Genomic DNA, 24,943 nt, shown 5'->3' on the forward strand with positions numbered 1-24,943 from the left:
AAATCAACAGCCTTGTTTAATAGAGCCAAGCAAAAAAATAGAAGGGAGAGGATCGATGTCCTCTGCCTTCTTATTATTGGCTGTTTTTCATAAAGGCCCAAAGCTCCCTTAGTATTTAATTGCGAATGATCGATAGGTTTCGGTTTTTTCGGTTTCGTTTACTTCAATATGGTCTACTGTTGAGAAGGGATTGCCTCTGCGTACTTCATCAATGAAACGTTCGAGGTTATCATTTTCACCGGAAGCGAGGATTTCCACGCCGCCTTCCTGCAGATTTTTCACCCAGCCTGTAATGCCAAATTGAATAGCTTTCATTTGTGTATAATACCGGTACCCCACACCTTGAACTTCTCCTGACACAATGATTTGTAATTGGATCAAGACGCCGCCCCCAGATAAACGATTAGGTTAACAATATATCTAATATTTTTTTACTCTTAGATAAGTTCATTATATCACAATGGGTGGTACCGTATAGATAAAAACAGCTGTACCCGGATTTTATGGGTACAGCTGATTTATAAGAATGATTAGAATGCCCAATCTCCGTTGCGGAATACTGCTTCAGCATCTCCATCCGCAGAGATGCCGTCGATGTCCATTTTATCAGAACCGATCATGAAGTCGACGTGAGTAATACTCTCGTTTAAGCCGTTCTCTGCCAATTCTTCAGAAGACATCTTCTTGCCGCCTTCGATACAGAAAGCATAGGCGCTGCCAATCGCAAAGTGGTTTGATGCGTTTTCGTCAAAAAGAGTATTGAAGAAAAGGACATTTGATTGAGAGATTGGTGAGTTGAATGGAACAAGTGCCACTTCACCAAGGTAATGCGATCCTTCATCTGTAGCGACTAGCTGCTTAAGGATTTCTTCGCCTTCCTCAGCTTCCACGCCAACGATTTTGCCGTTTTCAAATGTTAGCTTGAAGCGGTCAATGATGTTTCCGCCGTAGCTAAGCGGCTTAGTGCTTGATACATAGCCGTTAACGCCAGTTTTTAACGGAACAGAGAAAACCTCTTCTGTTGGCATGTTCGCCATGAACTCATTTCCATGCTCGTTCACACTGCCAGCGCCAACCCAGATATGCTTCTCAGGAAGCTCAACAGTAAGGTCTGTGCCTGGAGCTTTATAGTGCAGCTTTTTGTAGCGCTTGCTGTTCAGGTAATCGACTTTTTCATGCAAGGATGCATCATGATCTTTCCATGCTGCAACAGGATCTTCAGTATTTACGCGGACTGCTTTAAAGATTGCCTCCCAAAGCTTTTGAACTCTAGTTTCAGCAGGCTCTTCAGGGAAGACCATTTTTGCCCACCCCTCTGAAGGAGCAGCAATGACCGTCCAGCTTACTTTATCGGATTGTATGTATTTGCGGTACTTGGAAAGTGCTGTACCAGCAGCTTTCTGGAAGTTTCCGATTCTCTCGGACTTCACACCTTTTAAAAGGTCAGGACTTGAAGAAACGATCGACATGAAGGCTGCGCCATTTTCAGCAAGCTCTTCCATTTCGCGCGCGCGCCATTCTGGATACTCGTTGAAAGCCTCATCAGGTGCAAGCTCGTATTTTGTTCTGGAAACGACATCATCATTCCAATTGACGACTACATTTTTAGCGCCAGCTTCGTACGCCTTTTTAACAACAACGCGCACAAACTCAGCGGAATCAAGTGTAGTATTGATTACAAGCGTCTGGTCTTTCTGGATGTTAACGCCGACCTTGACTGCAAGGTCCGCATATTTTTCTAAATTAGTATGAAAATCACTCATCTATTTCGCCCCTTTTCTGAATCTTCTTTTATATTGTAACGATTTTATAGGAAAAAAGAAACTTAAGACATTCGACTAGAACAGACATTTCCACGAATCGTAGAGAAAGGAACTCTGACATTGAAGGGCTCTCAGGGTCTGTCAAACTGGAATCTGGGGGACAGGTGAGTTAAAATGGTACGGTATATAAAAGCGGTTCAGGAGGACTTTTTTACATGAAATACGATGTTGTCTTATTAAGATTATCGGCCATTTACGCATTCATCGGGGCATTTCTTGGATCCCACATGGCGGGGGCAGGAGACTATGCCATCCGACCAGTCCACGCACATATATTGGTAGTCGGCTGGTTGAGCCTATTCGCCTTTTCAAGCTATTACCGAGCTTACGAGGTACCAAAAACTTCAAAGCTAGCAATATTCCATGTCTGGACAGCCATCATAGGAAGCGTTGGATTGACAGCCGGCATGTGGCTCTATAATGTAAAGCCATTCCCGCTGCCGGAAACATTCACGATGATTTTCTACATTGTCGGCGGATCCACACTCTTGCTGAGCTTTTTATTGTTTGTCTTCATGACATTCAAGTATAGTGAGGCAAAAACGAAATAATAAGAGTAAAACCATGCATTAGTTGAAATCTGCATGGTTTTTTTGTTGTCGTTGTGTTCAGTCTGGGATATTCATTACCGAAATCATTAATTTATGCTCGAAGTTGGGATGATTATGCTCTAAAATAAAAAGTTATGTTTGAAATCCTACTAAATATGCTAAAACTGTAAGTTCCTTTAGAAAAATTCCAATTATGATAATCAGCAAACTCAAATAAATCTCAGTCTTCCATAGCAACAAAAAAGCACAGGGAACGAGGCCCCATGCTTACACTAAGCCATTTTTCCAGCTGCCTTCTTATTCTCGTACATCCTAAACATCACCCAATATAAGCCTGCACTAAAGAGTGCCAAAATACTCAGGATGATAAAAGTCCAGCCATAGCCAATCCAGACTGTCAGCGGTATGCTGATCGGCGCGATTGTCCGGCCAATCGTATACCTTAATGATGCTGCTGCAAAGTACTGGCCCCGCATATGCTCAGGTGCGAGGGTGGAAATGAAGGTTTGCTGCAGGCCTGCTGTCATCAATTCAGCTAATGTGAAAACGGCCATCGCCGCAATCAAGCCCCAAATCCAGTTGGTAGCCCCAAACATAAGAATCGCCACGGCGTAAACAATCGATGACAGCATAAATACATTCCGTTCGCGAAATCGAGTCATCCATTTTGTTACGAAAACCGTAAAGAGGGCGACAAGAAGTCCATTTTCAGAAAGAATCAGCCCGAAAGCCTGCTCTCCATTCACAGTGAAAACCTTGGTGCCAAGCTCGAGGACCGTCTGATTATTGACGGTATCCTTCGTATAAACAGGGAACAACAGGTCAAGCTGCATAAAGGTTTGCGCGGCCAAAATTCCTGCTACGATAAACATCAGGAAAATTTTATCCTGGACAATGACCTTATAATCGGCAAGCTGATTTTTCAGGAAGTCGTACCATTTTCCATCAGCGGCCTTTTCTTTTTGAGCGGATGCCGGCACTGTTTCTCTCGTCCACTTGGCGAGAACCAGAGCGAGCAGGATCGAAATAATACCGACAGCCACCATCAATTCGAATCTGTATTTTACATAAAAAATAGCCCCAAGAATCGGGCCGACGACTACGGCGATATTAATGGATGTGTAAAAAATAGCGAAAACATTGCTCCGGTCTTTCTCGGGCACGACATCTGCAACCATCGCCTGGCTTGCTGGCCAGTAGATGGATCCGAATACCCCGACAAGCGCAAAGCAGATGAAGCCAAGCATCGGCGAGGTGTACCAAGGGGAAACGGCATAGGCAAAAACCAGGAAGGCGATACCCTGGCCGAATGCAGAAATGACCATCATCCGTTTGCGTCCAAACCGGTCAGCTGTATAGCCTCCAAGCAGATTCGCGAAAACCGAGAACACCTGTGAAAAAATCAGCAGGAAGCCGGCCTTATCCTTTCCAAAGCTTTCGGCAAAATAAATCGTCAAAAACGGGAAAAACATCCAAAAAGTTATATTCATCAAAGCCTCGCCATACAGGCGGACTTTCAGGTTTTGATCCCAATCTTTAAATCTCATGATGTTTCTCCTTCATATCTAAATAATTCCATCGATAATCATACTATTTAGGAGGAAGGATTTACAAGCTTCAACCTTATTAAAAAAAGCGGCACTAGGCCGCTTTTGCATTCTGCTGCAAGATTATTCTTTATCCTCAAGCGCTGCTTTCAGCAGGTCACCGAGGCTCGTTCCGAAATTGGATTCAGACGGGCTGTATTTATCCTTCAGCTTGCGCTCCTCGCGTTTGGAGACGCCTTTTTTCTTATCCTCCGCCTTTTCAACGACATTGCATCGTCGGCATTGGAAGTACGCGCCTGCCTTGCCATTGTGGATTTCCATCCGTTTGTGGCATTGAGGGCAGCGGCGCTGTGAAAGCTTAGGATCCTTGTGCTTGCGGAAGCTGCACTCAGGACTTGAACAAACCAGGATTCGGCCTTCTTTCGTTTTTCGTTCCTTCATGAACTCGCCGCATTCAGGGCATTTTGAGCCAGTGAGGTTATGGGCACGATACGATTTGTCGCTTGTTTTGATTTCTGAGACAAGTCTCGCTGTTTGTTCGCGGATCCGCTGCTTGAATGCTTTCGGATCCCCCTTGCCGCGAGCGATTTCCTCGAGTTCTTTTTCCCATTTTGCCGTAAGTTCAGGGGAGGTCAGTTCATCGTTCACAAGGTCAATGAGCTGCTTGCCTTTTTTCGTTGGGTAAAGTCTTCCGTTTTGACGATCAACGACTTCAGATGAGATTAACCTCTCGATGATTTCAGCACGAGTTGCCGGCGTACCGAGTCCGAACTTCTCCATTTTTGCAAGGATGTCAGATTCAGAAAGGCGAAGCGGCGGCTCGGTCATCTTTTTATTTGTTGTTACCTGGCCGACTGGGTAGCTTTTGCCTTTTTCCAGATGTCCAAGGCTTTGTTTCGCTGCATTGTCCTCATCGTCTTTTCCAAGGACCTTTTTAAAACCAAGGTCAAGAACGTTCGTTTCTCTTGCAGATAGTGATTCACCCTCGACGTCAAAGCTTGCGTGAATCGTTTCGTATTGGTAAGCCGGATAAAATAGCGCAAGGAAGCGGCGGACAATCAAGTCGTATAATTTTCTTTCATCAGGTGACAAGTCTGCTAGATGAAGTCGTTCCTCTGTCGGGATGATTGCGTGGTGATCAGTCACTTTTTCATTATTGAACACACGGCGTGCCAGCACTTTTCCTTTTTGCGCAATCGCAGGCTTCGCTTCATCCTTATAGCCAGACATAATTCCCTGAAGGCGGTCAGCCATCGTTGCTTCCATATCGGTCGTCAAATAGCGTGAATCTGTCCTTGGGTAAGTGACGAGCTTGTGCTGTTCATATAAACCCTGCAGGACATTCGATGTTTTTTTAGCCGAAAAACCAAAGCGCTTATTGGCGTCACGCTGCAATTCAGTCAGGTCATATGGCAAGGGCTGCGGCTCTGTTTTTTGCTTGCGGTCGATCGACTTCAAGACAGCTTTCTTATTCGAAAGCTTGTTTTGGATTTGCTCAGCTTTCTCCTTGGAGAAAATCCTCTTCTCGCCGTTATGCTCCCATTCCGCAGTCAGGGAGCCGACCTTCGCCTGGATGGTCCAGTAATCCTTCGGCACGAACTTATTGATTTCGTCTTCACGTTCCAGCACCATTGCCAGAGTTGGTGTCTGCACACGTCCTGCAGACAGTGGATCTTTGTATTTCGTTGTTAGTGCACGTGAAACGTTCAACCCGATTAGCCAATCCGCTTCCGCTCGGCATACCGCTGATTCATACAAGTCCTCAAATTGCTTGCCGGGTTTCAATTGTTTAAAACCATCCTTAATCGCACGGTCGGTTTGGGATGAAATCCAAAGTCGTTTGATTGGTTTTCGCCAGTTAATTCGTTGAAGTATCCACCTGGCCACAAGTTCACCTTCACGTCCGGCATCTGTGGCGATAATGAACTCGCCAACATCCTTCCGCTCGGCAAGCATTTCAATCGCCTTGAATTGGTGGCTCGTCTGCTTGATAACTTTTAGTCCCATTTTATCCGGGATAATCGGCAGCTCCTCAAGCTTCCAAACCTTATACTTAAGGTCATAATTCTCCGGCATCTTTAATTCGATCAAGTGGCCCAGAGCCCACGTCACAATATACTGATTACCTTCAAAATAACTCTTATGGGTTTTATTGCAGCCAAGAACACGAGCCAGCTCACGCGCCACACTCGGCTTCTCCGCAAGAACTAATGATTTCATAAATACTCCTTTCAAAACAAAACAAATTTCCTTATGCTTTACTTAGTATAATAGAAAAAACGCACCAATGCATTAACGCACTGGGGGTCAGACCCCCGGTGCAGTACCGCGTTAAAGTCATGGGGGTCAGACCCCCACGGCTGTGCAGTGCTAAAGTGTGGGGGAGGGATAGAGTTTGGCTGATTATATTAGGGAGATTCGCAGGCTGATTGGGACTAGGCCGTTTATTTTGGTTGGTTCTGCTGTGTTGGTTTTCAATGAGCGATATGATGTTTTGCTTCAGCTAAGGGCTGATACTGGCAGGTGGGGGATTCCTGGCGGTGCGATGGAGCCTGGGGAGAGTTTTGAGGAAACGGCCAGCAGGGAGCTGCTTGAGGAAACGGGGCTTCATTTAAAGAACCTGAAGTTCCTGGATGTGCTAGCGGGAGAGGAATATTATTTCCAATATCCGAATGGGGATGAAATATACAACGCGATCGCCCTTTATGCCTCAGATGAATGGGAAGGGAACCTGCAGATGCTTGATGGAGAAAGCAAAGACCTCCGTTTTTTCCCATTGGATAAGCTTCCACCGCTTCAGGGCAGGCCTGAATTAATTTTAAACAAAATCAGAAATTATGGCATTTTGCCGGAAATCAAAGAGATTAATCTTAATGGAATCATATCTGCTGCAGAGGTGCTGGAGCTGCAAAGAGCATCCTACAAAATAGAAGCTGAATTAATCGGCACTTATGAGATTCCGCCTTTGAAAGAAACCTTTGAACAGCTGCAGAATTGCGGGGAAACCTTCATCGGCTATTACAGAGAGAACAAGCTTGCAGGTGCCGTTTCGTATAAAAGGGAAGCTGGGACACTTGATATTCACCGGGTTATGGTCCATCCTGATTTTTTTCGAAGGGGAATTGCTGCCAAGCTCATCGTACATATTGAATCGCTAGAAAAAAACACCTCTAATATCATCGTTTCAACTGGAGCTGCAAATGTGCCGGCTGTTATGCTTTATGAAAAACTTGGTTTCGTTCGGCAAGAGGATATGATCGTAGGAGATAGTTTAAGAATTGCTAATTTTAAAAAGTACAAATAAGCAGAATTAGAAAAATTCCGTGTGAATTTCCTGTTCGCAAAAATAGCAGAGGATTTCGCAAGATTATTGTACTTATCGGTTTCCGCAAAATAACATTCCAATTTTGCAAGATTATTGATTTAAAGGGAAAGGTGTACCCAGATGAAGCAAGAAAATAAAATGGTTGTAGTCGTTAAAGGCGTCATTTTACTTGAGGAAAGAGTACTTATCGTTAAGAGGGCGGCTGATGATGAAGTGGGCAGTACCACTTGGGAGATCGTTGGAGGCAAAATAGAATTCGGGGAAGAAATAGAAGCGGCATTAATTCGTGAAATTAACGAAGAAACGGGCCTAACTGTTACTGATGACAAGATTTTATATGCGACAACTTTTAAAACCGATCCAACAAGACCAATAATTCTGCTTGCATACTTATGCCATAGTGAGAGTCCAGATATTACGCTTTCAGCGGAGCATTCTGATTACAAATGGGCAACGAAAGAACAACTCGAATTACTTTTGCCGCCTGAAATAATGAAGGATTTCGATCAAAATAATGTGTTTTATGAACTTGGAATTTAGATAAAAGGGACCTGGTAAAATACCTGGTCCCATACCAATTATTCTTTTACATAAACAGCCGTCCCAGTAGCGATGCACATCATCATGCCTTCTCGAAGTGTTTCAAAATCAAGGTCAACAGCAACGACCGCATTAGCACCCATTCTGCGCGCTTTGTCTTCCATTTCACGGATGGCGATTTCGCGTCCCTCGGCTAGCTTATTTTCATAAGCGGAGCTCCTGCCGCCAATCACATCTGTGACACTTGCCAAAAAGTCACGGACCACGTTCGCGCCCATGATCGCTTCACCTGACACAATCCCTAAATATCGTTCAATCTCTTTTCCCTGCAAAGTCGGTGTTGTAGTTACAATCATCTTTAACTCCTCCTTCTTAAGTAGGCTCTTTTCGTCAATATGTATCCCTGCGAAAATAACCTTAAGTATCTACATATACGATACCCTTTTAAAAAAGTTTCAAAATTAAATACCAGCAAAAAAAGAACCCGGCGAAATGCGCCAGGTTCCGTCTGCTTAAACTTCGTCTTCCTCTACGCGGTTTTTAAAAGCTTCCTGGACGACTAGGAATTCTTCATCTTCCTGAGCTTCTGTCGCAGCGCGCTTTGCTTTTTCGGCACCTGCTGGGAAATTGCCTGGATGGCTTTTATTCTTATGGTTGAAATCTTTACCTCTGCCCATCTTGAAACCTCCTTTCTTGTCCCAAGTAGTTTTTCCTGATGGAAGCTGAAATATAAAAAATCAGTTCCTGGGCAGTTGCATATGATTGTATAGATAGAAATTTCTTGAAAGGAGGGTGGCTGCAATGGATAAAAAAATTTACGCAAAGGATTTATCTCCACGGCAAAATGTTTTTTGTGCAACTCATGGTGACAATGCACCGCTTTTTACTGCAGAAGCAGTTGTTAATCGGACGATTACCCAGATAAATTTAGAAGATTACAAAGGGCAGTGGGTCATTTTATTTTTTTACCCTAACGATTTTACACCTGTTTGACAGACAGAACTGGCGGCGGTCGCCGCTGTTTACCCTCATATAAAAGCTATGAACGCTGAATTGGTTTCAATCAGTACTGACAGCGTCCATTCGCACAAGGTTTTTCAAGAAACCTCTCCACCCTTGAAAAATGTTACCTATCCCATGGCCAGTGACAGGACACATATGATCAGCAGAGCCTACAGGGTACTTGATGAAACAACTGGGGAATCTTTCAGAGCATCGGTGTTTATTGACCCTGAGCAAATTATCAGAGCAAAGCTTGTTTATCCTCGTAAAATTGGCCGTAATCTGCCAGAGCATGTCCGGCTGTTACAAGCACTGCTATATGTAAAACAAACAGGGAAGGGCGTACCGGCCAACTGGATGCTTGGCCAGCAGGGCTTCAATACGGATCAATCGAACATTGGAAATGGATCAGGACCATCATTAAATCAGCACAGATACGGTGACTTTTATTAGAATAAAAAGGCCTATTAGAAAATCTAATAGGCCTTAGTTCATTAACAGACACCCCTTGTTATGTAATTATGATATATGTTGTTTAATATCCTGCTCGCTAACTTGCTAAACCTTTAACGCGGTAAAATGTGAAACTCTAAACAATATAATTAGGAAAAAATGGGAGAAAATAATATAATAATAGTAATAAGGTGAAATTGACGGACTGGAGTGGTTCTGATGGATTTTTCATTTATTGTTTCTGAGGATAGGATTAAGCGAGCCTATAAAGATGGGGAATTTGAAAACCTTCCTGGTTATGGAAAACCGCTAAATCTTGAGGATTTATCTGCAGTGCCAGAGGAATTAAGGATGGCTTACCAGCTGCTGAAGAACAGCGGGTTCTCTCCTGAGGGAAATAAATTAAGGCAAGAAGTCATGACGATCGAAGATTTGATCCGCAAATGTGAGAATCCAGAAGAAAAAGAGCAGCTCAGCCAGCAATTAGGCCAGAAGCTCCTAAAGTACAACAAACTCATGTCAAGCAGAGGCGGCACCACCAACTCATCCATATTCAAAAACTACGAACGCAAAATCCAAAACAAACTACTTTAACAAATTAACGCGCCGGGGGTCAGACCCCCGGCGCGTTAACGTTTTAAAGCACTGGGGGTCTGACCCCCAGTGGAGTAATGCGGTGATTGAATAAAGATATTGTCTTCTAAGCGCCTATTGTTTTGATTTTTTCGGCTGCTATTGCTGTTTGGTTTACGTATGCTGCGATGGTTTGGTTGTCGTCGTTGAGTGTTTCGATTGTTGCGTTCATTTCTTCAAGTCCTGCTGTTGCTTGTTCGATGATGGCTGCCAGTTCTCTTGTTGATGCTTCGACGTCGCCTGTCTGGTGTTTCACGTCACTTACTGTTAATTCGAACTGATCAAATTGATTGGTAAGCTCGCGCAGTGTGCTGCTGACTTCAAAAAAGAAGCCAGAGACTTCGTCTGCCGCAGTTCTGCTTTGTGCAAGCTTTTCACTGCTGTCATTCATTTTCTCAAGGGCAGCTGAGTTTGTTTCATTAACAGCAGCAAGATTTTCAGTAATATGCAAGGCTGTTTCCTTTGTCATTTCAGCCAGTTTGCGAATTTCGTTGGCCACAACGGAGAAGCCTTTGCCAGCTTCGCCAGCGCGTGCTGCTTCAATTGAAGCATTCAATGCAAGCAGATTTGTTTGCTCGGTGATATTTCGAATGTTAACGATGAAGCCGTTTGTTTCCTCAATCTTTTTTGTCAGCATGGAGAATGTTTGGCTAAGTTCAGAAATAGAACCGGCAAGCTCTTTCATGTCTCCCTGCAGTTCCCCGATCTTAAGCGAGCCGTTTTCAGATGCCTTGGCAGCCTGTAACGTATTATCAGAAAGCAGCACGGACATCTTGGACATTTCGTCCATCCGTTGTCTCGTCATTTCAGCATTTTCAGAGATTTGGCTTATTTGTTCTGTCTGTACCTGGCTTCCAGCTGAAATTTCGTTTACCGCTATTTTCATTTCCGTTTGAGACGATAAATGGGTTTGAATCTGGCCGTTTATTTTACCAAGACTTTCTGACACAATGAGAAGCTCATTATGCAGCAATGAGCTATGCTCCTCTTTACGGGCTTTTTCCTTTTCCGAATCCGCCAAGAACGTCTCAAGCGACTTGTAGGTGTTCCGGTTCAAGCGAATCAAAACGAACAACACTGCACCAAGCAGTATGTAGCAAAGCAAGATTGCAGCAAAATTAGTGCTTAAGAAATCAACATTTTCAGTTGCCATGAGGGTGTTCATGACTACTCCAGCTAATCCTAAAGTAAATCCTATTACAAAAATTTTTGTATCGAAATGGATGGCTGCAAATACCGCCAGGAACAGAAGGACTAACAAGAATGCACCATTGCCGCCAAATTGGCCAATGTAGATAAAATGGTGAATATAAATAACTGCCAGTGCTGCGTATGGAAAAAAAGATTCTTTCTTAAACAAAACTTGTAAAATGATATAACTTAGGACAAAAAATAGTAATTCACTTGCATAAATCATCGTTTTAAAAAATGGTTCTTTTTCAATAATGGTATATGCTGTTGTCGCTAGCAAAGATACGGAGTAGGTGCTGAGCATCAAGGTGTTTTTCTTTCTCGTATCCTGCCTGCGGAGATTTTCAATAGCCTCCACAATAAATCCTCCTCTGAAGATAAGTGTCTTTACATATGTTATATCGGAATAAAGTTTCATGTCGTTAATCTCTTCATTAAAAATAATTTTTACCTATCCATTTTGATAAAATCCTTCCTTACCTCTTAAAATTTCTGAAATTGTGTCGAAATAAAAAAAGATACTTGATTACAGTCAAAAAGTTCGACATAGAAATAGATGCAAAGCAGACAGGGGAGTCGTAAATGGATAAGTCGTCGATCATAGGTGTCATTTTAGCGATTATAGCTGTAGGAGTTGGGATGGTCTTCAAAGGGGTAAGCCCAAGCGCACTCGTGAATCCAGCAGCAATCTTAATCATAATTGTGGGAACAGTAGCAGCCGTAACAATAGCTTTTCCAGCAAATGAACTAAAAAAAGTGCCTAAGCTATTCGGGATTTTATTTAAGGAAAAAGAAATGGTGGATCTTCCGGCTTTGATCCGTTTATTCTCAGAATGGGCCCAGCTCGCCAGAAAAGAAGGGCTGCTGGCGCTTGAAGCAAAGACAAGCGAAGTAGATGATGAGTTCTTGAAGAATGGCTTATCGCTTGCAGTGGATGGTCAAAGTGCTGATTATATCAGAGATGTTTTGACTGAAGAAGTGGAAGCAATGGAAGAGCGCCATTTATCAGGCGCAGCCATTTTTACCCAGGCTGGCACTTATGCTCCTACACTTGGAGTACTTGGCGCAGTTGTAGGTTTGATTGCAGCATTGAGCCATATGGATAATACGGACGAGTTAGGAAGGGCGATTAGTGCGGCTTTCGTAGCGACATTGCTTGGTATTTTTACCGGTTATGTACTGTGGCATCCATTCGCCAATAAATTGAAGCGCAAATCGAAGCAGGAAGCAAAAGTGAAATACATGATGATTGAAGGAATCTTATCAATCCTTGAAGGGGAAGCGCCAAGAGTGATCGAACAGAAGCTTGCCTCCTATCTGCCGGCAGGCGACCGAAAACGAATCCTTGAAGAAAGCAGTGTGGCGAAGGATGAGTAGGAGAAAGAAGAAGGAGCACCATGAGGACCATATGGATGAATCTTGGCTCATCCCTTATGCCGATTTGCTCACACTCCTGCTGGCGCTGTTTATCGTTTTGTTTGCGATGAGTTCTGTTGATGCTGTGAAATTCCAAATGCTTTCAAAAGCATTTAATGATGTGTTTTCAGGGGGGACGGGTGTGTTTGAATTCCAAAGCCCAATGCCAGAAGGACAGATGGAATCTCCTGATGAACGCAAAGAAGATGTCGAGAAGAATGATCAGAAGGCTGAGGCAGCGAAGGATCAAATGGAACTGATGGAGCTGCAAAAGAAGGTCAATTCGTATATTGAGGATAAAAAGCTTAAAGATAAGCTTAACACCTCTTTAACAGATGAAGGCCTGCTTTTGACGATAAGGGATAATGTCCTGTTTGAATCGGGAAGGGCAGAGGTCAGGTCCACCGATATGAACATCGCGAATGAAATCGCTGATTTGCTGATCATGGAGCCTCCGCGGAATATCATTATCAGCGGACATACAGATAATGTCCCAATAAAGAACGCGCGTTATGAATCAAACTGGGAACTGAGCGTCATGCGTGCGGTAGAATTTATGAAAATCATTTTGAAAAATGAAAAGCTTGACCCGCGCTGGTTCAGTGCAAAGGGATTTGGCGAATTCCAGCCAGTGGCTACGAATGCGACCGCTGAAGGAAAAGCCAGGAACCGAAGGGTAGAGATTTTAATTCTGCCTCGTACAAGCAATAATCCAGAGTAATAGGAAGGCCGTCATCATTTAATTGGTGACGGTCTTTTGTTTATTATTTTTCATTTACGCTATTTTCATAATTTTGGATTTTTGCTATGATTTAGGAATCTAACTTTATGAGGTAAATAACATGAATAAAAAACTTAAAAGCTATTACCGGCAATTCCACCCGATTGTCTGGGTTCTGCTAAGCGGGACAGTGCTCGCAAGGGGTTCAGCATTCGCCACACTTCCGTTCCTGGCCATTTATTTATCCAGGAATCTGGATTTACATCCTGTGCTGATCGGTTTAACCATTGGAATCAGTCCTTTGGCCGGAGTGATCGGGGGATTTTTAGGTGGGCATTTGTCTGATCGTTTCGGACGCAAGCCCGTCATGATTGGTTCACTCTTCTCAATGTCGCTTATTTATTTGGGTTTTATGATTGCGGAAACACCTGTATGGTTTATCATTTTAAACGCGCTTAATGGACTCGCCGGTTCATTTTTTGAGCCGTCAGGGCAGGCCCTGATTGCTGATTTGACGGAAAAAAGCAAGAGAATGCGGGCCTTCTCATTACGCTATACGGCTATCAATATTGGTGCTTCCGTCGGACCGCTGCTAGGTGCTTACCTTGCCGTTGTTTCAGCAAAGTCAGCCTTCATGGTGACAGGAATTATGTACTTCATTTATGTATTGATCTTTGCGGGAATGATAAAAAAGTACAATGTAGGCAATCCAGTCAGTAAAGGGGCAGCGAAGGTTACGATTGCGAGCTCCTTAAGGATTGTTGGAAAAGACAAAGCCTTACTATATTTAGTGCTTGGAAGCATCATTATCAATTTCGGATACTCGCAAATTGAATCCAATGTGCCTCAGCATTTGGAATCTTCGCTTGCAAACGGGGTCTTCGTTTATTCAGTGATGCTGTCCATAAATGCTGTGATGGTCGTGATTTTGCAAATGCCAATCAGCCATTTCGCGGAACGTTTCAAAACGATGCAGGTCATGATGGCTGGAGCCGTCTTCCTGTCTGTCGGGATGCTGACATTTGGATTTGTTTCTGGCTGGTACACAGGCATACTGGCTATTTTGTTCGTAACCATTGGGGAAATACTGATCTTTCCTTCAAGCAGCTATCTTGTTGACCAGCTGGCGACGGATGAATTAAGAGGGACATATTTTGGGGCAGCCCAGTTCCGCAAGCTTGGCCATTTCATTGGACCGATTGTAGGTGGCTTCTTATTAAAGGAGGCTGGCGGTACTGTATTATTCTCAGTTATTGCCGTTGCGGTTCTTGGAAGTATCTTATTCTTTGTACAGGGGAACAAGGTTTTTGTGAAAACTTCCCCAGCTATTGTGAAAAATTAATGCGAAAAAGCAGGATTCGTTGGAGTCCTGCTTTTTTAGGCTTCTTAAAAAAGTAATGTTCCTCAGCAAAAACACCTCATTATCCCGTGAAATCATCCTTAATTCCGCGAAAATACTCCTGTTTCAGAGGGGAAATCCTTAATTCATATTCATATTCACATTACGAAATCATTCCGCTTCCTGCTCAACAGGATCAGGCTGGCACATTTTATCCACCGCGAATCCGATTACTAGCATCATCGCGATTGGAATGGAGAAGTTTAAAATATGAACAATCGTCATGTCCATGTCCTCCTAATGAAATTATAAGTCCTTGCATAGTATTTACATTATATTCTAATTGTCACAAAATAGACACAATTTAATATTTGAATTCAGAAAATTAAAAATACAATTGTTTTTCTCTGTAATCATGCCATTTTTTACTGGCATCCCACTGGATAACTTCAACATTTCCCCACAATAATTTCAAGTTTCTCTCACATTTATTTGCTAGTTTTAAAGTGGAACGTTTTTGAGGGAGGGTAGCCATGAAATGTAACGTACGGGCTGTAACAATGACATTGTTATTTGTCATGTTTTTTGCCATGGGACATACCAATGCATCGGCCGAGACTATTAAAGTAGAAAAAGGGCAATCCATGCAGGCTGCTATTGATCGCTCAAAGAATGGGGATTTCATTTTCATCCTGCGTGGAGTTTATCAGGAGAACCTGGTCATTGATAAGCCAATCTCAATCAAGGGAGAACCGGGAGCAATCATTGATGGCAGCGGAAGGGGTAATGTCATCACAATTACTGGATCCAATGTCCACCTCGAAGGGCTGACCATCAGGAACATTGGCACCCAACAAGAGGACAGCGGAATTAATATTAAAAAAGCCCACAAGAATGTAATTAAAAAGAATACGCTGGAAAATGTCCATAACGGAATTTATATAGCAAACAGCAATCAAAATGAACTGATTGAAAACAGCATCACAAGCTATGAATCCCATTTTTCAAAACGGGGAAATGGCATCCATATATTTAAAGGCAGGGACCACCTGCTCGAAGGTAATCAAATTTCCAATGTCCAGGATGGCATCTATTTTGATTTTACAAAAAACATTAACGTAACTGATAACAATGTCCAGCAATCCCGCTATGCGATGCACTTCATGTTCAGCGAACAAATCTTAGCAAAAAAAAATGATGTCGAAAAAAATATCACTGGATTCATGGTGATGGATTCTCAGGAAATTGAGTTCATTGAAAACAGGGTTGCAGACCATTTCCATGTCAGGGGATTCGGAATCTTAATTTATGAAACGAAGAATGTTCTAATCGAAAGAAATGAAATCATTCACAACAGTACTGGACTTTCATTGGAAAATGGTGAGGATACTCGTGCGATTAAAAATATTATTGCAGCCAACCAGGTTGGACTGGAATTCAAAGATCAAAATCATCAAAATACCTTTTCGGAAAACAATTTTATCGGCAATATCGTGCAGTCAAAGATATCGGGTGACGACATGAGGCTCGATAATGGCATGAGAGGGAACTACTGGGATGATTACGGCAGTTTTGATCTCTCGGGTGATGGCATTGGCGAAGAGGCGTACAAGGCAGGTTCATTGTATGATCGCCTTTTACAAAAACAGCCATACTGGCAATTCTTCTTTGAAAGTCCGTCGATTAAACTCTGGACTAAAGCGGAGTCGTTATTCCCGTCTATTGGCTCTGCCAACGTATATGATGCGAAACCGCTTGTGGAACCAGTCACAACTCTGCAGCCGGATGAAGAGCAAACTCGCAAAAATACGACCATTCCTGGGATTGCCGGCGCCTTGTTTATCTTGTTCTCTTTAATAGTCATTGTGAAAGGAAGGAAACTGCTATGATAAAAAAACTTGGAATGGCGGCTCTGCTGCTGGCGATGTTAAGCGGCTGCCAGAACAGCTCGATGGAACCTGAAGAGATCAACCCTGAGATCGATGTATGCGAGATATGTAATATGGGAATTGTCAATGAGAATTTTGCGACAGAGGTTGTTACCGACGATGGCGAAATTTATAAATTCGATGATATAGGCTGCATGGAGGAATTCCGTAAGTCAGAAAGCAGCCTGCAAGAGGGAGGCGCTGCGAAAAAGTTTGTACGGGATATGGAATCTGCTGAGTGGGTAGAGCTTGAAAAGGCTTATTACGCTTACCATCCTGATTTTTGGACGCCAATGGCCAATGGGGTCGTCAGCTTTAAGAATAAGGATAGCGCTGAGAATTACGTAAAGGAACAGGGGATGGGAGAAATCTTGGATTATCAAGCACTGGCAAATCATGAGTGGAGCTGGGAACAATGATGCATATTGCCAGGCAGCAGATGACCCTGATCATGAGAAGCCACTGGCTGGCCGGCTTTGGCCTGTTGTTTTCATCTTTGGCAGTTATGGTTGCGTTTTTAGGAAATACGGGCGGATTTGGTTTTGATGGATTCAATCGGATGACGGCAAGTTTGCTGAATGTTAACCTTCTGCTGATCCCGTTGCTGTCGCTGCTGATTGGCAGCTTGTTTTTGTCAGGTGAAAAAGAAGACAGGGGATTGATGCTGCTCCTGACGTATCCAGTTTCTCCCTGGGGTGTGATCCTCGGAAAATACGCAGGGCTGTTTGCAGCTATTTGGTCTGTTGTGACATTCGGCTATGGGGCGGCCTTTCTGGTGATTTTCTTCATTGGCGGCAGCGTTTCAGTATCTTTGCTGATTTCGTTCTATTTATATTCGGTGCTGTTGGCGGCCATATTCCTTTCGCTCGCGATGATGATTGGCATCTTATCCAAAACTCGCTTTCAGGCGCTTGGGAGCAACTTGATTGTTTGGACATTCCTTGTGCTTTTTTATGATTTCATCATCATGGGAGCAAGCATGTTCACGATGAAGCAGTGGCTGCTGCCGATGCTAACAGTTTCGATCTTTATTAACCCTGTGGAGTTAATCCGCGTCCAATCGATTCTATCGCTCGATGGGGCATCCGTATTTGGGCCGCGCCTATATGATATGACGGTTTGGGCGGATGGATTGACAGGAAAGATGCTATTTTTATCCGCTGCGTTGCTGTGGACAATCCTGCCTGTTCTATACTCAGTGCGCAGGATTAAAAGGGGGGCTGTTGTTGAGTAACGAGGAATGGATCAGGCTGGAGGGTTTGGCCAAACATTATAGTGAGACGAAAAAAATCACGGATATCAATCTGACTGTCGGCAAAGCGGAAATTTTTGCACTTTGCGGAGGGAATGGAGCCGGCAAAAGCACGCTGATCAAAATGCTGACGGGTATCATGAAGCAGACTGTAGGTAAGGTGTTAATGAAAGGAAACGAAGTGAATCCGCAGAGCTTTGAATACAAGCAGTTATTCTCCTATATGCCAGATGAAATGCTGTTCCCGCGCCAATTAACCGGACTTGAAGTATTAACCTTTTTTGCCCGCCTTCGAAAAATCAGTGATGAAAAGGTAAGCGAGGCATTGCAGCAGGTTGGATTGTACGAAGTACGCCATATGCCAATAAAGCAGTATTCAAAAGGGATGCAACAGCGGCTTTCACTGGCGCAGGCACTTCTGCCCGATGTCCCGCTGAGAATTCTCGATGAGCCGACCAATGGTCTTGACCCATACTGGGTGTTTCGCTTTAAGGAAATCATTCTCGAGGAGAAAAGCCAGGGAAGGACGATCTTCTTCACTACCCATATTCTCAGCCTTGTAGAAGAATTAGCTGACAGAGCTGCGTTCATGCAGGAAGGGAAGATGCAATACTGTGATGCAGTTAATTCGCTCATCCAACAAGATGGAGTATACTCACCACTGGAAAAGATATTCTTTTCTCGTGCACAACAGGGCCCAATTTGAATCTTATCCACATGTGGATAAGAGACTCACTGATGGAAGAAAGCAGAAAGGAACACAAATAGAAAACCCAGTGCAGGATTTGCACCGGGTTTTTACTGTTTAATGGCCGCTTTCTTTGTCCTCAGCTTCCATTTCATTGTGATCTCCATCCATACTGCTGTCTTCGCCATTCATATCACTGTTTTCCTTTTTATTCATGCTGCCGCCATTCATTTTCATCTTCATTTTCTTCATGTATCGTTCATTTGAAATCTGGTCAATTTGTTCCCAGGTAGCAAGCTCTGGTTTTTTGTCGCTATTTTCAGCGATGAATTTCTCGGCGCTTGCCTGATCCTTGAAGAATGCATAGCCGTATTTCATTGGCGTTTTAATGTCCGCTTTTACAGGAATAGCCGTATCAGCATCGATCCATTCGGAAGTTACATAGTCTCGTACCCATTTTTCATCGTACTCGACGTCATCTCTTCTCGGTGAGTTTAAAAGACAGCCGGAATCGTCGAAGAATACATATTTCCCGTCAGCGGTTTTTGCCTGTGCAGTGAAAACGCCCATTGGATCGTTTTCAGGATAGACCTTCATATTGCAGAAGGCGCATACATCGTCTTCACCAGGTTCATGAGGACCGTCAGCATGCTCTGTCTCATTGTGTTTTTCTTCAGTCGCAGAAGCTGTCTTACCCCCACTTTCATCCTTTGTTTCTGCAGCATCATTACCGCAGGCAGATATAACGGTTAATAAGAATAATGCAATTAAAATAGATAAATATTTCTTCATCTGAATCCCTCCTTGTGTTCGAAATTAATCCTACCAAGGAGTTGTGATTAAAATAAGAAAATTCAGTGGGAAAAGCGTGAGATTTGCCGAATCTCTTTGACAATTTTGTGACGGATATACAGAACGATTTTTTACGGGCCCAGTCATCAAAAGGAAGTCCATTTTTTAAAAATGTAACTGTTTTTTAATAATGTTGTGTAAATTCAGACAAAAGTTTAAGATTTAATTATAGGCTAGTATTTGGAAATAGCGAGGTGCGCAGCATGAACGAAAAAGAGGCGCTGATTTTAAAACTGATTAAAGAAGATCCTTTTATCTCACAAAGCGATTTAGCTGCGAAGACCGATTTATCGCGTGCAGAGGTTGCAGGCTATATTTCATCTTTAATTAAACAAGGAAAAATACTTGGCCGTGCCTATATCCTGCCTGAGAAACGCCAGGTATTGTGCGTGGGCGGGGCGAATATCGACAGGAAAATCTGGTCGAAAAGCCAGCTGGAGCTTGGCACCTCAAACCCTGCAGAGAGTTCGAAATCATGCGGCGGCGTGGCAAGGAATATCGGCGAAAATCTAGGAAGGCTCGGAAGCGATGTCAGCGTGCTGACCGTCGTAGGCGATGACCATGAAGGGCACTGGCTTATGGAATACACAAAGGCATTTGCTGATGTCAATCCTTCACAAATGCTTAAGGGGCATTCTACAGGAGCCTACACGGCAGTGCTGGATCATGAAGGGGAAATGTCCGTTGCACTGGCAGAAATGTCAATCTATGATTCTATCACCCCAGAATTTATTGAGAGTAAATGGGGCTATTTTGCTTCCTCTGATTTCATTTTTCTTGATACCAATTTTCCCGCATATGTCCTCGAGGCGATCATCTTGCGTTGCAGGAAAGAAAACATTCCGCTCTGCATCACCCCGGTTTCTTCGCCAAAAGCGAAAAAACTGCCAGAGGATTTGTCCGGTGTGACCTGGCTGATTGCCAACAAGGACGAAGCAGAAGCCATTTCAGGAGTCGTCATTGAAAATGAAGGCGACTTCTTTAAAGCTGCTGAGTTGATTATACATAAGGGCGTCGAGAAGGTCGTCATCAGCAGGGGAGACAATGGGCTGATTTATTTTTCATCTAAAGGAGAAGCGGGCGTGCTTATCCCGCCGAGCATATCCGTGATCGATGTGACCGGAGCTGGGGATTCCCTGGCAGCAGGAATTATCTATGCTCACCTAAATGGGATCCAAACAGAGGATGCCTGCAAAATAGGCATGGCTTGCTCGATTCTTACCTTGCAGACAATTGAAACAGTGAATCCAATTTTAAATAATAAACAATTGCTCGACACGTATAAACAAAACTTTAAATAAGAGGGATATAGGATGCTAGAGAAGTGGCTTGAATTTTCACAGGAAGTAATCGAAGCAAGAGAAAAGGGCAAGCCTATTGTTGCCCTTGAGTCTACCATTATCTCTCATGGAATGCCTTATCCACAGAATATCCACACAGCAAGAGAAGTTGAGGAAATCATCCGGGAAAATGGAGCAGTTCCTGCTACGATTGCCATCCTTGACGGAAAAATAAAGATTGGCTTGTCAAATGACGAGCTGGAATATTTGGGACAGAGCAAGGATGTTGAAAAAGCGAGCAGGCGTGACCTGCCATACTTATTGTCCTCCAAGAAAAATGGTGCGACTACAGTAGCGGCAACCATGATTTGCGCAGAGTTAGCCGGAATTGAAGTGTTTGTCACAGGGGGAATTGGCGGCGTCCACCGAGAAGCAGAATTGACAATGGATATTTCCGCTGACCTTCAGGAGCTCGCAAATACAAATGTAGCCGTCGTCTGTGCAGGCGCGAAGTCTATTCTAGATCTGGGATTGACACTTGAATATCTGGAAACATACGGAGTTCCAGTCGTAGGCTTTGGAACGGACACATTGCCAGCGTTTTATACGAGGACGAGTCCATTCAATGTGAATTACCGCCTGGATACAACCGCTGAAGTTGCAGATATGATCCGGACAAAATGGGAGCTGGGGCTGAATGGGGGCGTCGTGGTGGCAAACCCGATTCCCGAAGAACATGCTCTAGAGGAAAGCCTAATCAATAGTGTCATAGAAAAAGCACTGGCTGAAGCGAAAGAAAATCAAATCGGCGGCAAACAGGTTACTCCGTTCCTGCTGGGAAAAGTAAAAGAATTAACAGAAGGAAAGAGTCTTGCTGCAAATATCGCGCTTGTCAAAAACAATGCCAGGGTAGGAGCGATGATCGCTGTCAGCCTTGCAAAATAGAGCAAATAGAGAATCAGCCATGATGCTGGTTCTTTTTTTTTATGCGTCGCTATCACTGATGGATATTTTATGAATTGTAAGTTACTGAAAAGTCTTGATACATAACCATGTCTAAGAATAACGCACTCTAATGCAATAAATTTTAAAAATTGGTCTAAATAGATTGGCGTAGTTGTATTTTATTAGTAACAAAAAAATAGTTGGGAGGATGAGAGGGCAGGGTGACTGAGGATACTCGCCAAAAGTACTTGATTTGTTTTTGCTATCATTTGTCGTGATTAATATTATTCTTGAATTTCACAAAGTCCAAATAAAAGGAAAAATCTTCTTTGCTGATTCCGTTCTTTATCGCTTCATCCACAAGCAAGAGCCACTCCTGATCAATTGGAATACCATTCTTGTTGACCTTTATCTCGTGCCCCATTAAATATTCAACCGTAGTGTCCAGCGTTTTGGCCAGACGAGATAACACTTGCAGGGAGGGATTCTTCTGAATGCCTCTTTCAATATAACTAAGATAAGATTTCGACACATTTGCTTTTTCAGATAGCTCAGTGATCGAGTACTTTTTTCTTATCCGCAGACTTTTAATTTTCTCTCCAACCATCATATGATTATTCTCCTTAAAATCAATTCATCTATTCATTATAACGAACATTTGAGTTCTTTTAAAAATACAAGAATGTAAGAAAAACAGAGTATATTCTTTAAAACGAACGAATAAAGTGAGTTTTTGGGATAATTCGGCATTTTTTAGACTTTTTCATAAATGATTCTATTGAACTATACTTTATAAAGAACGTAGGCGGCTTTTATTCTTGCCCAGGAGGTTTTGAAGGGGATGTACAGAAAAAACTGTGATCGATGCAATCGTCCATCGTATAGCAGCAATGAGGTAGGGGAGTGGCTTTGCCCTGTTTGTGGTCATGATTTAACTAGATATCCCTTTTTTCAAGCAGTAACTCTTGAAAAAGTGGCCATTTTAAACCGATGGAATAACGCTCCATATAAAAAAGAAACTACTCGTAGAGAGTCCGCCAATAATTTTTGGGGGTAAGAATAAAAAAACTGTTCAACAATTAGGTATAAAATATGACAAAAAAGTCCTTATAAATGCTTGAAATTTCTGAAAACTTACCAAGACAACAAGTGTTTTTTGTAATTCTGTGGAAAAAAAAAGAAATAATCGATAAAAAGTAACCGACAAATACCTACATTATAAATAAAAAGAACCATATACAATGATATTGGGAGTTAAGGATATGAAAAAAGGCACAGAAAAAGGCAAACTTGTTGAAAAACTAGGACGCAAAGTCACGGATCTAAGGTGCAATGTACTATGATGGCCGGACTGCCTGGAATACAAATAGTATTTTGGGGGGAAGAAAGTGATTAGTGAGAAGGCAATTTTCGAAGAACTGGATACAGAATGGATGCAGTTAATCATGGAAGCACTAGAAATGGGCTTAAATAAAGAGGAAATTCGAGAGTTTTTAACAAACTTCAATGGCCAATCAGTTGGTACTGAGCTTTAAAACCTACATATATAATAAAAAATTGATCAAGCAGCTCTTTTTGGAGGTGCTTTTTATTTTTAGGAGAGTTGCATGCGATCCTAAGGGCGGTGTGTTGATTTGCACAAAACAAAGAAAAAGGACAGCCTAGGCTATCCACCGAACGTTACTTATTATGAATTCTCCATTTATTGAATTCCAGAAACTCACGGAATTGATCTTTGGAAATTCCAGAATCCATTGCCTCTTTAACAAGGTTCACCCAATCAGAATCCATATTCTCCTTGTCTGGCTGTTCGTGGATTAAATGGTCCACAGGGATATGAAGGACAGCAGCGATTTTCTCTAAGAATTGGATTGAAGGGTTCGTTTGAAGATTGCGCTCCAAAGAGCTTAAATATGATTTCGCGACGCCAGCTTGTTCGGCCAGTTCGGATAACGACATTTTCTTTTCAAGTCGAAGTTTTTTAACGCGCTCACCGATCATAGTTATCCACACCTTATCAATTTATATTTATATCATAACAAATCATTTTAAACAGTTCCATATTAAGAACATCTTATAGAACAATTATAACCAATTTATTTTTCCTATAGGGTACTTTTTTGAAGTTTTTGCAGAGCTCATGTTGGGAAAATTAGTGGAATTTCAATCACTAATTTTATATCGACTTAATTTTACAGGATTTAAGTCTCAGAATCATGATAATCATAGGCGCTGTTACCTCGGGCAATCGGGAAGCATCCCACGTCTGCGGGGTAAAATAATCATTCTTGCGGACTACCTAGGTCTTCCCTGAACCGCATTTTCCGGAGGACACTGAACAGCTTCTTGGAATGAACCACGCACGATGGAAAGGCAGCAGCATTTTCTGTTCCAATCAACAGAGCTGCCAAAGTCGCGGCCAACTGTAGAGATAATCCTAGTTTTGAGCATTTTAATCCCAGTTACAGTATTTTTAATCCCAGTTTCTCCGTTTTTAATCCCATTTCAGCAGAAGTAGTCTCGCAACTAAAAAAACAAAAGCACTCTGTTCCTTAACTGAACCATTTAATAAGAGTCTTTAGCACCACATTTGTTCTCAAAACCCGGAAAAAAAGGTAAAATGATAGCAATCAGTATAGGCACGGGGGAATATGATGCAGAAAAAGTATTTGTTGATATATGAAGAGATCGCGAGAATGATTCAAGAGGGCCATTATCAGCCGAAAACAATCCTGCCGTCAGAAAATGAATTTGCTGACAGCTATAAAACTTCGAGGGAGACCATTAGGAAAGCATTGAATTTGCTTGCGCAGAATGGATTTATCCAGAAGATTCGCGGGAAGGGCTCGCTGGTGCTGGATTTAAAAAGGCATCAGTTCCCGATTTCCGGGCTGGTAAGCTTCAAGGAGCTCGCCGAAAACATGGGAGGCAAGGCTGAAACGAATGTTGAGGAATTCACGTTGGAACTGGCTGGCCGAGAAATTGCAAAAGAACTTCATGTCGATGATGACGAAAAGGTGTGGAAGGTAACAAGAGTGAGGCTTATTGATGGCGAGAGAATCATCCTTGATAAGGATTTTCTTGTGGAGAAATTTGTGCCTGGACTCACGAAGGAAAACTGTCAAAATTCCATTTTTGAATATATCGAGAAGAAGCTTGAAAAAAAGATCAGCTTTGCCAAAAAGGAATTCACTGTTGAGGAACCAAGCGAGGAAGACCGTCGGCTTCTGGATATGGAAGGTTATCACGCAATCGTTGTCGTTAAGAATTATATTTACTTCGATGACGCTACACAATTCCAATATACAGAATCCAGGCACCGTCCCGACAAATTCCGGTTCGTTGATTTTGCCCGGCGGATGGATACGAAGTCGATATAAGATCGATATTGCATAAAGAGAACGGCTTCCCAAAAATGGGAAGCCGTTTATTATTTTGAGATAAGAAAGTATAAAAT

General features: G+C 42.8%; 26 protein-coding genes, 1 pseudogene and 1 riboswitch. Of the genes and pseudogenes, 17 read left to right on the forward strand and 10 right to left on the reverse strand.

What is annotated here, in order from left to right; all coding sequences use genetic code 11:
* Positions 1-108 precede the first annotated feature (108 nt).
* Both V7654_RS07145 and V7654_RS07150 read right to left on the reverse strand, forming a co-directional pair.
* Positions 109-381, reverse strand: a complete 273-nt coding sequence (locus tag V7654_RS07145; RefSeq protein ID WP_335429534.1) for an acylphosphatase — start codon at positions 379-381, stop codon at positions 109-111.
* Positions 382-530: 149 nt separating this feature from the next.
* Positions 531-1,763, reverse strand: coding sequence for an aminopeptidase (locus V7654_RS07150; RefSeq protein ID WP_335429535.1), 1,233 nt, complete (start codon positions 1,761-1,763; stop codon positions 531-533).
* A 215-nt stretch (positions 1,764-1,978) separates the two neighbouring features.
* Here V7654_RS07150 and V7654_RS07155 point away from each other — a divergent pair, with 215 nt between their 5' ends.
* Positions 1,979-2,374: a hypothetical protein gene (locus V7654_RS07155; RefSeq protein ID WP_335429536.1), complete on the forward strand. Its 396-nt coding sequence runs from the start codon at positions 1,979-1,981 to the stop codon at positions 2,372-2,374.
* A 272-nt stretch (positions 2,375-2,646) separates the two neighbouring features.
* Here the strand turns inward: V7654_RS07155 and V7654_RS07160 are convergent, their stop codons facing one another.
* Positions 2,647-3,921, reverse strand: coding sequence for an MDR family MFS transporter (locus V7654_RS07160; protein WP_335429537.1), 1,275 nt, complete (start codon positions 3,919-3,921; stop codon positions 2,647-2,649).
* A 123-nt stretch (positions 3,922-4,044) separates the two neighbouring features.
* Entirely contained in the window at positions 4,045-6,141 is a 2,097-nt protein-coding gene (locus V7654_RS07165; protein ID WP_335429538.1) for a DNA topoisomerase III, read from the reverse strand.
* A gap of 175 nt (positions 6,142-6,316) precedes the next feature.
* Between V7654_RS07165 and V7654_RS07170 the strand changes: the two are divergent.
* The 3 genes and pseudogenes from V7654_RS07170 to V7654_RS07180 form a co-directional block, all read left to right on the forward strand.
* Positions 6,317-6,748, forward strand: a pseudogene (locus tag V7654_RS07170) (NUDIX hydrolase); the annotation flags it as partial.
* Between the two features lie 69 nt (positions 6,749-6,817).
* Complete coding sequence (locus tag V7654_RS07175; RefSeq protein WP_335429690.1) at positions 6,818-7,225, forward strand: GNAT family N-acetyltransferase; 408 nt, start codon at positions 6,818-6,820, stop codon at positions 7,223-7,225.
* 141 nt (positions 7,226-7,366) lie between these two features.
* Positions 7,367-7,786, forward strand: a complete 420-nt coding sequence (locus V7654_RS07180; protein WP_335429540.1) for an NUDIX hydrolase — start codon at positions 7,367-7,369, stop codon at positions 7,784-7,786.
* 38 nt (positions 7,787-7,824) lie between these two features.
* Here the strand turns inward: V7654_RS07180 and V7654_RS07185 are convergent, their stop codons facing one another.
* Entirely contained in the window at positions 7,825-8,142 is a 318-nt protein-coding gene (locus tag V7654_RS07185) for a YbjQ family protein (RefSeq protein WP_335375283.1), read from the reverse strand.
* A 156-nt stretch (positions 8,143-8,298) separates the two neighbouring features.
* Positions 8,299-8,463, reverse strand: coding sequence for a hypothetical protein (locus tag V7654_RS07190; RefSeq protein ID WP_335429542.1), 165 nt, complete (start codon positions 8,461-8,463; stop codon positions 8,299-8,301).
* Between the two features lie 124 nt (positions 8,464-8,587).
* Here V7654_RS07190 and V7654_RS07195 point away from each other — a divergent pair, with 124 nt between their 5' ends.
* Together V7654_RS07195 and V7654_RS07200 are read left to right on the forward strand one after the other, a co-directional pair.
* The gene (locus V7654_RS07195; RefSeq protein ID WP_335429543.1) at positions 8,588-9,241 is read left to right on the forward strand and encodes a peroxiredoxin; all 654 of its coding nucleotides are present in this window, start codon (positions 8,588-8,590) and stop codon (positions 9,239-9,241) included.
* A 219-nt stretch (positions 9,242-9,460) separates the two neighbouring features.
* Positions 9,461-9,835: a DUF1992 domain-containing protein gene (locus V7654_RS07200; protein WP_335429544.1), complete on the forward strand. Its 375-nt coding sequence runs from the start codon at positions 9,461-9,463 to the stop codon at positions 9,833-9,835.
* Between the two features lie 106 nt (positions 9,836-9,941).
* Here the strand turns inward: V7654_RS07200 and V7654_RS07205 are convergent, their stop codons facing one another.
* Positions 9,942-11,483, reverse strand: coding sequence for a methyl-accepting chemotaxis protein (locus V7654_RS07205; RefSeq protein ID WP_438825259.1), 1,542 nt, complete (start codon positions 11,481-11,483; stop codon positions 9,942-9,944).
* Positions 11,484-11,647: 164 nt separating this feature from the next.
* Between V7654_RS07205 and motA the strand changes: the two genes are divergently transcribed.
* The 7 genes from motA (at position 11,648) to V7654_RS07240 (ending at position 18,427) form a co-directional block, all read left to right on the forward strand.
* Positions 11,648-12,442 (forward strand): flagellar motor stator protein MotA, encoded by a 795-nt coding sequence (motA, locus tag V7654_RS07210; protein WP_335429546.1) that lies wholly within the window; start codon positions 11,648-11,650, stop codon positions 12,440-12,442.
* On the forward strand, positions 12,435-13,202 hold the full coding sequence (gene motB / locus V7654_RS07215; RefSeq protein WP_335429547.1) for a flagellar motor protein MotB: 768 nt from the start codon (positions 12,435-12,437) through the stop codon (positions 13,200-13,202). The genes motA and motB overlap by 8 nt, the downstream gene beginning before the upstream one ends.
* Positions 13,203-13,323: 121 nt before the next feature.
* A complete protein-coding gene (locus tag V7654_RS07220; RefSeq protein WP_335429548.1) occupies positions 13,324-14,544 on the forward strand; it encodes an MDR family MFS transporter in 1,221 nt (406 codons plus the stop codon).
* Between the two features lie 530 nt (positions 14,545-15,074).
* On the forward strand, positions 15,075-16,430 hold the full coding sequence (nosD, locus tag V7654_RS07225; protein ID WP_335429549.1) for a nitrous oxide reductase family maturation protein NosD: 1,356 nt from the start codon (positions 15,075-15,077) through the stop codon (positions 16,428-16,430).
* Positions 16,427-16,888 (forward strand): nitrous oxide reductase accessory protein NosL, encoded by a 462-nt coding sequence (locus V7654_RS07230; protein ID WP_335429550.1) that lies wholly within the window; start codon positions 16,427-16,429, stop codon positions 16,886-16,888. Before nosD ends, V7654_RS07230 begins: the two co-directional genes overlap by 4 nt.
* Positions 16,870-17,703 (forward strand): ABC transporter permease, encoded by an 834-nt coding sequence (locus V7654_RS07235; RefSeq protein WP_335429552.1) that lies wholly within the window; start codon positions 16,870-16,872, stop codon positions 17,701-17,703. Before V7654_RS07230 ends, V7654_RS07235 begins: the two co-directional genes overlap by 19 nt.
* Positions 17,696-18,427 carry an ABC transporter ATP-binding protein gene (locus V7654_RS07240; RefSeq protein WP_335429553.1) on the forward strand — a complete coding sequence of 244 codons (732 nt, stop codon included), beginning with the start codon at positions 17,696-17,698 and terminating at the stop codon, positions 18,425-18,427. The genes V7654_RS07235 and V7654_RS07240 overlap by 8 nt, the downstream gene beginning before the upstream one ends.
* Before the next feature lie 99 nt (positions 18,428-18,526).
* Here the strand turns inward: V7654_RS07240 and V7654_RS07245 are convergent, their stop codons facing one another.
* Positions 18,527-19,201 (reverse strand): nitrous oxide reductase accessory protein NosL, encoded by a 675-nt coding sequence (locus V7654_RS07245; RefSeq protein WP_335429555.1) that lies wholly within the window; start codon positions 19,199-19,201, stop codon positions 18,527-18,529.
* A 263-nt stretch (positions 19,202-19,464) separates the two neighbouring features.
* On the opposite strand from V7654_RS07245, the gene V7654_RS07250 reads away from it, so the two are divergent.
* Both V7654_RS07250 and V7654_RS07255 read left to right on the forward strand, forming a co-directional pair.
* Positions 19,465-20,562: a carbohydrate kinase gene (locus V7654_RS07250; protein WP_335429557.1), complete on the forward strand. Its 1,098-nt coding sequence runs from the start codon at positions 19,465-19,467 to the stop codon at positions 20,560-20,562.
* A gap of 12 nt (positions 20,563-20,574) precedes the next feature.
* The gene (locus tag V7654_RS07255) at positions 20,575-21,486 is read left to right on the forward strand and encodes a pseudouridine-5'-phosphate glycosidase (protein WP_335429559.1); all 912 of its coding nucleotides are present in this window, start codon (positions 20,575-20,577) and stop codon (positions 21,484-21,486) included.
* A gap of 265 nt (positions 21,487-21,751) precedes the next feature.
* Here V7654_RS07255 and V7654_RS07260 read toward each other — a convergent pair whose 3' ends face one another.
* Positions 21,752-22,096 (reverse strand): helix-turn-helix domain-containing protein, encoded by a 345-nt coding sequence (locus V7654_RS07260; protein WP_335429560.1) that lies wholly within the window; start codon positions 22,094-22,096, stop codon positions 21,752-21,754.
* 663 nt (positions 22,097-22,759) lie between these two features.
* A riboswitch (cyclic di-GMP riboswitch) is annotated at positions 22,760-22,845 on the forward strand.
* Between the two features lie 29 nt (positions 22,846-22,874).
* Here V7654_RS07260 and V7654_RS07265 point away from each other — a divergent pair.
* The gene (locus V7654_RS07265) at positions 22,875-23,021 is read left to right on the forward strand and encodes an anti-repressor SinI family protein (protein ID WP_335429563.1); all 147 of its coding nucleotides are present in this window, start codon (positions 22,875-22,877) and stop codon (positions 23,019-23,021) included.
* A 145-nt stretch (positions 23,022-23,166) separates the two neighbouring features.
* Here the strand turns inward: V7654_RS07265 and V7654_RS07270 are convergent, their stop codons facing one another.
* Positions 23,167-23,487 (reverse strand): helix-turn-helix domain-containing protein, encoded by a 321-nt coding sequence (locus V7654_RS07270; RefSeq protein WP_335429564.1) that lies wholly within the window; start codon positions 23,485-23,487, stop codon positions 23,167-23,169.
* Between the two features lie 653 nt (positions 23,488-24,140).
* On the opposite strand from V7654_RS07270, the gene treR reads away from it, so the two are divergent.
* Positions 24,141-24,866: a trehalose operon repressor gene (gene treR / locus V7654_RS07275; RefSeq protein ID WP_335429567.1), complete on the forward strand. Its 726-nt coding sequence runs from the start codon at positions 24,141-24,143 to the stop codon at positions 24,864-24,866.
* The last annotated feature ends 77 nt before the right edge of the window (positions 24,867-24,943 follow it).

Origin of the sequence: Bacillus sp. JJ1609 (genome assembly GCF_036967045.1) — a bacterium.
Lineage (GTDB): Bacteria > Bacillota > Bacilli > Bacillales > Cytobacillaceae > Mesobacillus.